10 protein-coding genes are annotated in these 10,920 nt (G+C 63.9%); 3 read left to right on the top strand and 7 right to left on the bottom strand.

All coding sequences use genetic code 11. The annotated features are described in order from the left end of the window. Positions 1 to 74 precede the first annotated feature (74 nt). A complete protein-coding gene (locus tag ACK5L9_RS19125) occupies positions 75 to 851 on the top strand; it encodes an inositol monophosphatase family protein (protein ID WP_416913049.1) in 777 nt (258 codons plus the stop codon). Positions 852 to 866: 15 nt separating this feature from the next. Here the strand turns inward: ACK5L9_RS19125 and ACK5L9_RS19120 are convergent, their stop codons facing one another. Genes ACK5L9_RS19120 through purB form a run of 6 tightly spaced genes read right to left on the bottom strand, consistent with a single transcriptional unit; the run spans position 867 to position 8,099 of the window. Beyond that, positions 867 to 2,300 (bottom strand): FAD-binding oxidoreductase, encoded by a 1,434-nt coding sequence (locus tag ACK5L9_RS19120; protein ID WP_416913048.1) that lies wholly within the window; start codon positions 2,298 to 2,300, stop codon positions 867 to 869. Beyond that, positions 2,297 to 3,685, bottom strand: coding sequence for an MmgE/PrpD family protein (locus tag ACK5L9_RS19115; RefSeq protein ID WP_416913047.1), 1,389 nt, complete (start codon positions 3,683 to 3,685; stop codon positions 2,297 to 2,299). Before ACK5L9_RS19115 ends, ACK5L9_RS19120 begins: the two co-directional genes overlap by 4 nt. A gap of 8 nt (positions 3,686 to 3,693) precedes the next feature. Next, positions 3,694 to 5,196 carry a tripartite tricarboxylate transporter permease gene (locus ACK5L9_RS19110; protein WP_416913046.1) on the bottom strand — a complete coding sequence of 501 codons (1,503 nt, stop codon included), beginning with the start codon at positions 5,194 to 5,196 and terminating at the stop codon, positions 3,694 to 3,696. A 10-nt stretch (positions 5,197 to 5,206) separates the two neighbouring features. Next, on the bottom strand, positions 5,207 to 5,668 hold the full coding sequence (locus ACK5L9_RS19105; RefSeq protein ID WP_416913045.1) for a tripartite tricarboxylate transporter TctB family protein: 462 nt from the start codon (positions 5,666 to 5,668) through the stop codon (positions 5,207 to 5,209). Between the two features lie 49 nt (positions 5,669 to 5,717). Further along, positions 5,718 to 6,683, bottom strand: coding sequence for a tripartite tricarboxylate transporter substrate binding protein (locus ACK5L9_RS19100; RefSeq protein ID WP_416913044.1), 966 nt, complete (start codon positions 6,681 to 6,683; stop codon positions 5,718 to 5,720). A gap of 48 nt (positions 6,684 to 6,731) precedes the next feature. Then, positions 6,732 to 8,099 (bottom strand): adenylosuccinate lyase, encoded by a 1,368-nt coding sequence (gene purB, locus ACK5L9_RS19095; RefSeq protein ID WP_416913043.1) that lies wholly within the window; start codon positions 8,097 to 8,099, stop codon positions 6,732 to 6,734. A gap of 156 nt (positions 8,100 to 8,255) precedes the next feature. Between purB and ACK5L9_RS19090 the strand changes: the two genes are divergently transcribed. Further along, complete coding sequence (locus ACK5L9_RS19090) at positions 8,256 to 8,951, top strand: IclR family transcriptional regulator (RefSeq protein ID WP_416913042.1); 696 nt, start codon at positions 8,256 to 8,258, stop codon at positions 8,949 to 8,951. Between the two features lie 280 nt (positions 8,952 to 9,231). Here the strand turns inward: ACK5L9_RS19090 and ACK5L9_RS19085 are convergent, their stop codons facing one another. After that, on the bottom strand, positions 9,232 to 9,762 hold the full coding sequence (locus ACK5L9_RS19085) for a DUF2867 domain-containing protein (RefSeq protein WP_416913041.1): 531 nt from the start codon (positions 9,760 to 9,762) through the stop codon (positions 9,232 to 9,234). A gap of 186 nt (positions 9,763 to 9,948) precedes the next feature. Between ACK5L9_RS19085 and ACK5L9_RS19080 the strand changes: the two genes are divergently transcribed. Beyond that, complete coding sequence (locus ACK5L9_RS19080; RefSeq protein WP_416913040.1) at positions 9,949 to 10,212, top strand: hypothetical protein; 264 nt, start codon at positions 9,949 to 9,951, stop codon at positions 10,210 to 10,212. The last annotated feature ends 708 nt before the right edge of the window (positions 10,213 to 10,920 follow it).

Genomic DNA, 10,920 nt, shown 5'->3' with positions numbered 1-10,920 from the left:
CGCCGCAAATGATGCCCTGCCATGGCGCGCGACCGAGGTTCCCGGCCTGCTGGTCGAGGGGATGACCGTTGCCGGTGCCTGAGGACGACCTGGCCTTGCTGAAGGACGCTGCGCTGCGTGCCGGGCAGATTGCACTGGAATACTGGCGCAATGCTCCGCGAAGCTGGGACAAGGGTGACGGTGCCGGTCCCGTGACCGAGGCCGATCTTGCCGTGAACGAGGAATTGCAGGCGATGCTGCGCGCCGCGCGTCCCGACTATGGCTGGCTGTCCGAGGAAAGCGAGGCCGACCCCTCGCGCCTGGATGCCCGGCACTGCTTTATCCTGGACCCGATTGACGGCACCCGCGCCTTTATCGACGGGCAAGAGGGGTTCTCGCATTCGCTGGCCGTGTCGCGGGGCGACCGTGTCGTGGCGGCGGTGGTGCATCTGCCGGTCCGCAAGCTGACCTATACCGCCTTTGCCGACGGCCCGGCGCTGCTGAACGGCAGCCCCATCGCGCCCGCCCCTGCCGATCTTGGGGGCGCAACTGTCCTGACCTATCGCGCCGCGACCGAACCGGGCCATTGGCGCGGCGGCCATGTTCCAGGCTTTCGCCGCGAATTCCGGCCATCATTGGCCTGGCGACTGTGCCGTGCCGCGCAGGGCCGGTTCAATGCCGCTCTTTCTCTGCGCGGGGCCTGGGAATGGGACATCGCCGCTTGCAGCCTGATCGCCGAGCGTGCCGGGGCAAAAGTCTCGGATCGCCACGGACAGAGGATGCGCTTTAACAGCCCGCGCGCGATGGTTGACGGCCTGATCGTCGCCAGCCCCTCGCTGCACGGGCAATTGCTGGCCGCGCTGGCGGAATAGGCCGGGCATTGCCCGTCAGGGCCGACGATCCGGCACGGCAATGAATTTGCCGGGGTTCATCAGCCCTCGGGGATCCAGCGCCCGTTTCAGTGCCATGTTCAGCGCGTTTTCGCTGTCGGATCTGTGCACAGTGATCTTTTCGGCTTTCAGCAGCCCCAGCCCGTGCTCGGCGCTGATGGAACCGGCCATCCGCAGCGCGATCGGGTGGACCAGATCGTTGATCGCGTCCCAATGCGACAGGAATTCCTGCCGCTCCATGCCGTCAGGCTGGGTGAAATTGAAATGCACATTGCCGTCGCCGACATGACCAAAGGCGCACATGTGGATGCCGGGCATATAGGCCGTGACCGCTGCGGTCGCCTTGGCGATGAAATCGGGAAGGCGGCTGACCGGGACCGAGATGTCGTGCTTGATTGAACCGCCCGCGCGCTTCTGCGCTTCGGGGGTGCGTTCGCGCAGGGCCCAGATACGCCGCGCCTGATCCAGCGATGCCGCGACCACCGCATCCGTGATCAGCCCCGTTTCCATCGCCTCGGCCAGAACCGCCTCGGCCAACGGGGCCAGATCCGAATCCGCGCGCGAGGTTGAAAGCTCGATCACGGCGTACCACGGCGCGCGGCCTGCCAGCGGAAAGACCCCGCCCGCATGATCGCAGACGATGCGGCAGGCGAAATCCGACAGCAGTTCGAAAGCCGTGACCTGATCGCCACTGCGCCTGCGCGCCAGCGACAGCAGCGACAGCGCCGCCCCGACCGATGGCAGCGCGCAAAAGGCGGTTCGGGTATCGGCGAGGGCGGGGAACAGCCGCAGGATCGCAGCGGTGATGATCCCGACCGAACCTTCCGAGCCGATGAACAGATGTTTCAGCGCAAAGCCGGAATTGTCCTTGTACAGGGGCCGCATGCCGTTCCAGATCGTGCCATCGGGCAGCGCGACCTCAAGCCCAAGGCACAATTCCCGTGCATTGCCGTATTTCAGCACATTGATCCCGCCCGCATTGGTCGCCAGATTGCCGCCGATGGTGCAGCTTCCCTCGGCCCCAAGCGACAGGGGGAACAGGCAGCCTTGCGCGGCGGCGGCGGCCTGAATATCGGCCAGAATGGCACCCGCCTGAACCGTACAGGTGAAATTGACCGGATCCACCTGGCGAATCGCGTTCATTCGCCGCATCGAGATCAGCACTTCGCCGCTATTGGCCACCGCGCCGCCGACCAGCCCCGTATTGCCTCCCTGAGGCACCATTGGCACGCAAGCCTGATGACACAGCCGCATCGCAACCGCCAGTTCGGCGGTCGAGGCAGGGGCGATGGCCAGCGTGGCACAGCCGCTGTAAAGCCCGCGCTCTTCGGTCAGCAATCTGGCCAGACGGTCCGTGTCGGTGATCACGCTGGCAGCGGGCAGCGCGGCGCGCAGGGCATCGCAAAAGCCGGTGGGCAGGGCAGGTTTCATCCGGTTTCCGTATCGGATTGTGCGGCGCGGGTCAGATCGAACAGCCGCGCGGCGCGCCAGTCGGGCGACAGGGCGGCCAAGCTTTCAGCCCAGGTGATCAGCGCGGGCAGATCCGTGACAAAGCCGGTCAGGCGCAGCACGTCGCGGGTGCGTTCGGTCATCTGCGCGTCGGTCCAGGGGGCCTCGGGGTCGCCCCGGCGATGGGCACGCTGCTCGGCCTTGTCGCCGTCAGGGGCGTGCAGGGTGACGCGCGCCGGCCGTTCGCGGGGAAACCGGGCGGTGAAGGCGGGATCCTCGGCCAGCGTAACCTGTGCCGCGCGGGTATGGATGCGGGTGTCGGCCAGCAGCGCATCGGTCAGGCCCGTCAGGCCGGGGGGGTGCCCGGTCAGGGTTGCCGCGATGCAGAAGGCGGTGGCGAATTTCGCCTGCGCGACGGTCTGCGGATTGCGCATGCTGGCGATGGCCAGCGCGCTTTCGGGCAGGTGGACGGTCACGGGGCAGCCGGACGCCGCAATCCGGGGGTTCCGTTCGGCCAGCAGGGCGGCGCAGTCCAGCGCCGAATGCATCTGTCCGCAGACGGGCCAGCCCTTGACCGTGACGGTGTGGATCATCGCGCGCCCCTGCGGGATCAGCCATGCCGGATCGCGATCCGTCAGGTGCCACGAAGCGCGCATGCCACGCGGCCCCTCCAGTACGCGGGGGGCACCGGGGATGCCAGCCTCGGCCAGCAGCGCCGCGTCAATGCCGTTGCGAATGGCGGCGGCGGCGTGAAAGGCTTTGGCCCCGGCCGCGTTGTCATCCAGAAAGGCCCAGAGCCCCGCCGCCTGCGTACCCGCATGCCCAAACGCCCACAGCGTCCGCCGTGCGTCCAGCCCGATGGCCCGCGCCGCCGCCGCCGCCGCGCCGAACGCGCCTGCCGTCGCGGTAGAGTGGTTGATCCGGTAATGCGCCGCGCCCAGATGGCTGCCGATACGCAGGATCGCCTCGTACCCGCAGACGATGGCGGCGGCGGCGGTTCGGGCGGGCAGGCGGCGCGCCTGCGCCAGCGCCAGAACGGCGGGGATGACGGTGATGCCGGGATGGGTGGTGCTGTCGCGATGGGCGTCGTCAACCTCGTACAGGTGGCTGATGGCGGCGTTCAGCGCGGCGGCAGCGGTCAGGGGCAGAGGCGTTGCCTCGCCGATCACGGAACAGGGGCCAGTCTCGCCGGGCCGGATCATCGCGGCGCGATAGCGGGACCACAGCGGATGCCCGGTGCCCGCGATCAGCGCCGACGCAAGGTCCAGCGCTGTCGTCCGCAGCCGCGACCGCATTGCCGCGTCTGACGGATCGACTGCATAGCCCGCGACGAACCGGGCAAGGGGGGCAAGCTCTGCCTCTGACATATCGCGCGTCACGAGCGCTGAGCCGACTGGCGCATCCGGCCCAGGACAGGAGGCAGGACCAGCGACAGGATCGAAATCAGCAGGATCGCGCCGGAAATGGGCCGGGTAAAGAAGGGCAGCACCGATCCCTGTCCAAAGGACAGCGCAAGGCTAAGCTGTTCTTCGGCCATCGGGCCAAGGATCAGGCCCAGGATCACCGGCAGCACCGGCACCCGCGCGATATGCAGCAGATAACCCAGCAGCCCGAAGCCCAGAAAGCAATAGACGTCGAACATCCGGTTGTTCAGCGCGTAACACCCCACCGTGCACAGCACCAGCAGCACCGGAATCACATATTGGCGCGGCACCGAGATCGCCTTGACCGTCAGTGGTATGAAGAAATGATAGATCACCGTGCAAAACGCGAAGGCCACGAAAAAGGCGATGAACACGATCCAGATGATGTCTCCGTGATCACGGAACAGCAACGGGCCGGGGTCGATGCCGTGCAGCATGAACGCCCCAAGCATCATCAGCGTCGAGGCGTCGCCCGGAATCCCCAACGTCAGCATCGGGATCAGCGCGCCCCCCATCGAGGCGTTGTTTGCGGCCTCGGGGGCGATGACGGCCTCGGGCAGTTCTCCGGTGCCGAATTTTCCGGGTGTGCGGCTGGCCCGCTTGGCTTGCGAATAGGCCACGATATTCGACAGGCCGGGGCCAACGCCGGGCAGGATGCCGATCACGATGCCGATAAAGGATGACCGCAGCAGGTCGATCCAGCGCGACAGAACCTCGCGGATCGTGCCGGTGAAGCTCCGCAGGTCAAAGTCGATCTTCAGGATGGTACCCTTGCGACCGATATCGTCGGAATCTGACAAAAGCTGTGGTATCGCGTAAAGGCCGATCAGTGCGGGCAGTTCATAGAAACCCGCCTGAAACGCGGTGAACCCGAAAGTCAGCCTCGTCTGCCCCGATGCCTCGTCCAGACCGACCAGCGCAAGGCCAAGGCCCAGAAACGCCGCCATAAAGGCCTTGACCGCGCGCCCCTTGGCCGACATGGCCGAGATACAGGTGAAGGTGAACACCACCAGCGCGAAATATTCCCACGGCCCGAAGGACAGCGCTACCCGCGCAAGCAGCGGCGCGATCAGCACCAGCGCAAGGCCGGAAATCGTGCCTCCGATCATCGAGGAATAGACCGCCAGACCCAGGGCCCGCGTCGCCTGCCCCTTTGCCGCCATCGGATAGCCGTCAAGGCAGGTTCCGGCGGATGCGGGCGTTCCCGGAATATTCAGCAGGATCGCCCCCACCAGCCCGCCGGAAATCGCGCCGCAATAGACTCCCATCAGCAGCGGGATGGCAAATTCGATCTCCATCGCATAGGTCAGCGGCACCATCAGCGCGATGGCCATGGTCGAAGTCAGCCCCGGAATCGCCCCGATTACCAACCCTCCGGCGACGCCGCAAAAGATGGCGATCAGCGTCCAGGGCTGAAAGACATGGGACGCGCCGGCAAGCATCAGATCATACATGGATCGGTCCTCAGGGAAGGAAAGCTTCAAGATAGATGACCAGCAGGACATGGATCAGCCCCACCGTGGCCAGCGCGACGACGGCCGCCGTCAGGAACAGCCGCAGGTCGCGCACCGGCGCAAGGATCGCCGTTGTCGCGAAGCAAAAGACAAAGGTGGCGATCAGAAAGCCCGCCGGCTGGATCGTGAACAGATAGACGATGAACAGCGCCAGCAGCACCATGCGCCGCCGCCGGAAGGCATCGGCCCAGACGGCGCGCAGATCGGGCGCGCCCTCGGGCTGGGGGGTGGCCAGCGTGCGAAATGTCTCGATCACGCCGACAAGGATACCGATGCCCAGAACAAGCTGCGGATACAGCTTGGCCGATGTATGGGTCGCTGCCGCAATCTCGCTGAGGCTGGACATCTGCGAGAAGGCGACGATCAGCGCGGCAAGATACAGCGCCGAAAAGATCAGATCGGTGGTGCGCATGGCGGCCCCTCTGGGTTGAAGGATGCCGGGCCGGTTGGCCCGGCCCCGCTTATTCGCCTTCCGAGGTCAGGTTGAACCGGGCGGCCAGTTCCTCGATCCGGGCATAGCGTTCGGCCAGAACCGCATCCAGATCGGCCCCCGAGGCGGCAACGACCGTCATGGATTGCTGTGCCAGCTTTTCCTGACAGGCCGGGTCATTGGCCGCCGCCATCCATGCCGTCGCCAATGTGCCGATCACCTCGGGCGGGGTGTCCTTGGGGGCGAAGGTTGTGAAATACATGGCGAAATCGACCGGCGCCCCCTGTTCGGCGGCGGTCATCGCATCGCCAAGGCGCGGATCGCGCGCTTCCGACAGGATCGCAACCGAGGTCAGGTCGCCCGAATCCACATAGGGCGCCGCCGCGCCCACAGCCGTCGGAACCAGCGTCAGATTGCCCTGAATCGCGGCGACGATGCGCGTCTTGTCGCCCGACATGGGGATGGTACGCACATCGTCGATGCTGATCCCCACCTGTTCCAGAAAATCCAGCGCTGCGAAATGCGAAAAGCCGTTCAGCGCAGTACCGATGGTGTATCCGCCGGGATTTTCGGCAACCTTCGCCTTCAGGGTGTCGATGCTGTCGAGGCCGCTTTGCGATCCGGCGAAAATTCCATAATTCATCGCGACCGAAGAGGCGACCGCCGCAAAGGCGGTATAATTGTAATCGCTGCGCCCGGTGGCCAGCCCCATATCCATCCCCTGATGCGACCACAGCAGCTTGTAACCGTCGGGGCGGCTGTCGCGCACCTCGACCTCGGCGATCTTGCCGCGCGCGCCGGTGATGTTCTTGATCAGCACCTTTTCGGGCAGTTGCGCCTCAAGGCACTGGGCAAAGACACGGGCCGACACGTCCGAGCCGCCGCCGGGGCTGAACGGCACGACCAGCTCGATGGGTTTTTCGGGAAATGCCAGCGCGGGCGAGGCTGCGATGGCGGCGATCAGGGCGGCAATGGGGCCGCAGGCGAATTTGGTCATTCCGGTTCTCCTCCCGTTAGGTCTGTTTCGGCGTGTGCGCCGCAGGCGTCAGGCAGACAGCCAGTCCGCGTCCCTTTCCCGCGCGACGACGCGATCAATGCTTTCGCCGATGGCCCCCAGATAGGCATCCGGGGTGGTCAGTCCGGCCACCTGGTCATCGCTGAACATGTCTGAAATCCGGTCATGGGCCCGCAACGCCTCGGCAAAGCCAAGCCCCTGTTCAAGCCCCTTCATCGAGGCCTCGTACAGCCATTCATGCGCGGTGCTCTTGCCGACGCGGGTGCCCAGTTCCAGCATGACCTTTTCCGACAGCAGATAGCCCTGCATCATGTCCAGATTGCGCCGCATATTCGCGGCATCGACGCGCAGCCCCTTCAACAGGGCGCCGGCCTGAAACAGGATGGCGGAACTGACCAGCATCGTCTCGGGGACGGCTTTCCATTCCGATTTCCATGCCACGCCGTCGCGTTCATGTTCCTGCACCATCGCCTCGATCATCATCGACGCCGAATAGCGGACCGAGCGTCCCAGCATCGCCACGTTTTCCGCAGCCGTCGGGTTGCGTTTGTGCGGCATGGTCGATGAACCCAGCTTGCCCTCGGTAAAGCCTTCTTCGACCTCGGCAAATTCGTTGCGCTGCATGTTCGTCAATTCGTTGCCGATCTTGGACAGGGTCGCCGCGACCATGGCCATCAGCGTGCAATATTCGGCAATCCGGTCACGCGAGGGGGCCCAGGAAATATCCGTCGCGCCAAGGCCCAGCCGTTTGGCCACCCTCGCCTCGATCTCGGCGGCGCGGGGGCCATAGCTGGCCTGACTGCCCACCGCCCCGACCAGCATCACCACGAACAACCGGGGCTCGGCCTGTTTCAGCCGTTCTGCGTGACGCGACAGTTCATCCAGCCAGATCGCGCATTTATGGCCAAAGGTGATGGGCAGCGCCTGAACCGAATGGGTGCGGCCAACCATCACCACATCGCGGTTTTCCCGTGCCAGCCGCAGCAATTCGCGGCCGATGACGCCCAGATCGCGCATGACCAGCCGATGCGCGTCCTTCAGTTGCAGGATCAGGCCGGTGTCGATGACATCCTGCGTCGTTGCGCCATAATGGATGTTTTCGGCTGCCTCAGGGCTTAGTCTGTTCTGGACCTGTTTCAGTAGCGGGACCAGGGTGTGCTTGATCCGTCGGGTTTCCTCGGCCACTGCGCCCAGATCGATGTCGGCGATCCTGCAGGCCGCGACGATCTCATCCGCCGCAGCCTGCGGGATGATCCCCATTTCGCCCTGCGTCGCGGCCAGCGCGGCCTCGAAATCCAGCCATTTCTGAAGGCGAACCCGTTCTGAAAACACTTCGCGCATCTCGGGCGTGGACCACAGATGCTGCATGGTCTGCATGTCAAAGACGGATACGTTCATTTTCTGTCTCCTCGTGACAGTGGCGGATTCTTCGCCGCAGACTTACACCACGTCATAACTTACGCGATCTTGTTTTACTCAATGAAATACGTATCATTGAGTAAAACAACAAGCGGCATGGCTGTCAACGTCCTTGCCGCAAGAGAAAGGCGAAACATGACCACGACCAGGCCGCCCTCGGGCGTGTTGGACCGCGGATTGCTGCTGCTGTCGCAATTCTCGATGGAGCGGAAAAAGCTGCAATTGAAAGAGCTTGCGGACCTGTCCGGCCTTGACAAGGCAACCGCGTCGCGGCTGCTGAAGGTGTTGGTGACATGGGGCTATCTGGCGCGGAACCCTGATGGTTCCTATGCGCCTGGCCCGGCCAATCTGCGGCTGGCTTCGATCTTTCGCGCGACCTCGAACACCATCGCGCGAATCGAAGGGCCCATCGCCCGCATCTCGGAAGCTGTCGGGCAGACAACGGCATTTTTCGTCCGCTCGGGCGGCGAACGCATTTGCCTTGCCCGCGACCACGCTTATCAGGATTTCCGCTATTTCATAGAGGTTGGCGGCTCGGTCTCGCTAGAGGAAGGCGGCGCTGCGGCAGAACTGCTGCGTGCCTTTACCGGAGACGAGGGGGAACAGCACGACCGGACACGCGCGCAGGGCTATTACATCTCGCGCGGGGAAAGAAACCGCCATTTTGCTTCGATCGCCCTGCCGGTATTTGAAAGCGACGGGCAATTCCTGGGTGCGCTGGCGATCACCGGGCTGGGCGCGGATCTGGATAACGAATGTTTACTTGGATTCCGGGAAGTCTCGGGGGGCGAGTTGCAGATGGCCGGCTTTCAGATGAAAGGCGTGACATAGATTGACCGCATTTTCCGCCCGGTAGCACCGGTCGGGACCAGACGGTCAGCCGCAGCGCAGGGGGGGAGGGGGGCGCGGGCCGGGCAAAGCCCGACCCGCCCGCTGCCGCCCGGCCGGACGCGCGCATCGCCCCCAGACGGTCTGCAAAGGTGGTATGGTCAGCCCGGCTCAGCCCCGATTTGGCCAACACGGATACAGCTCGTCACCGAGGGGGAAGCGGGGGGTCCGGGGGGCGTAGCGCCCCCGGCCGTCGCGGGACGCAAATCATCCGGCGTTGCCATCACGCTGCCGATGCCCGGTAGTGCACTGCGGCGAACGCTTGGCCCGGTGCGGCTATCCTGTGGCTCAGCCGCTTCAGCATCCGGCGCACGATCCAGCGATGCGCAACACCTACCGGAAGCATGTAGACATGCCCGAACCAGTTATGCACGCAGACAGATGCAGTAACGGTAACATGCCCAGCCCCAGATGAAATACAGATCATGACATCCAGATGGCAATCACGCTCGGTCATGACGAGGCTATTGTCATCAACATGCTCGACAAGGAAAAAGTCGAGGTAATCTCCAGGTTTGACGCTGTCGCGGGCAGCCCCGCTAAAGCCTTTGATCTTCTTCACCCCGAACAGCGAGGAGATCGAATCGCGGATCGTGAACGCGACGCGAAGCACGGGCCGCGGAAACGCCATGGCGGCGTTCCACACCTCCAGCGGCGGCATGTCGCGTGGCAGGCAAATGCCGTCGCTATGGAAATAATCCAGTTCCGCGAGCGGGGCGAGAATCCAGATCGGGCTTTGCGGAAGCGTAATCATGTCGCGTTTTTAGCTGGCAAAGAGGCAGAGTGGAAGCGATTGCTTGGGGCCTTGCGCCGTTAGCAGCCGATGGTGGGGCGGGGTCGTTCGGCATTGAAAGGCAGTGCCGGGCAGGATTTCCGACAACTGGCTGCCGATTTTTGGAGAGTGATCCCCAAAAAAACAGCCTCGCCCAAGCAGGCATTCATGCGCGAAGCCGCGAATATCTGCCTCAGCCGGGGCGGTCGCTGGCCCGGCGATGCGATGCGCCCTGGTTCCGGACGGCCAATCAGGACGACCGATGCCTTGTCGCGGTTCCAGTGGATCAAGCGGTTGCCGGGCAATGCCCTTGTAGATATCGATGTCCTGACGGGGCCGTTCTCAGCGGAGGCTCTGGCGCTTGCGCCGGCGGATGGCGCCCGGCCTGTATTGATCATCGACCAAAGCACGATCACCCGGCCCGAGCGGTAAGAGTTGGTGATTGTCGCGCCCCGCCTGGGCAAACGGGCCATTGCGATTGCGCGGCGCGTCTACAAGGCGCGTGGCTCAATGCGATGCCAGCTAAACCCGCGCTCGCGACGGACCGGACATATGCCAAACGAAGGGGCAGCGAGGCGATGCTCAGTGACTTGAGGTCGGGCGGCTTTGGGTTGACCGAAAGCCAACTGCGCTCGCCCGGCAAGCCGAACCGGTTGATCATGGTCATGGCTATCGCGCTCTGCTGCGCCGTCTCAACCGGACTATGGTCTGCAAAACAGCGCGCCTCTTCAACAAACTAAGAAAAATCAGTGACAGGTCAATGGCTTCACCATTCAATGCTGGTCCGGGAGTACATCAAGCACGATCCAGACGACGCCTCAAAAATCCAAAACCATGGGTAATCTGGCAAAACTGACTCATGGAAGGGTCGTCAGGCTTTGATATCCGCGCCTCCGGCCTGCGCGAACGGTCATTCTTCGGGGTCGTTGGTCTGATGTGCGCCACGTGGGTGGTATAGCTGACGGAAGCCAATTTGATCATCAAATTGGCGCAGCATCAGCGCAAAATCAAATGGTTATAGCCTGACAATATAATCAGAAAAAAATCGTCAAGCTATATGGGTGCCGCTGACGCATTGCCGGAATTGTTGCTGTGACGGCACCGCCGGATGATTTGCGTCCCGCGACGGCCGGGGGCGCT

The organism is Paracoccus sp. (in: a-proteobacteria), from assembly GCF_047973135.1.
Taxonomy (GTDB): domain Bacteria; phylum Pseudomonadota; class Alphaproteobacteria; order Rhodobacterales; family Rhodobacteraceae; genus Paracoccus.
The sequence above is the reverse complement of the archived record's forward strand: the minus strand, read 5'-3'. Positions and strand labels throughout refer to the sequence as shown.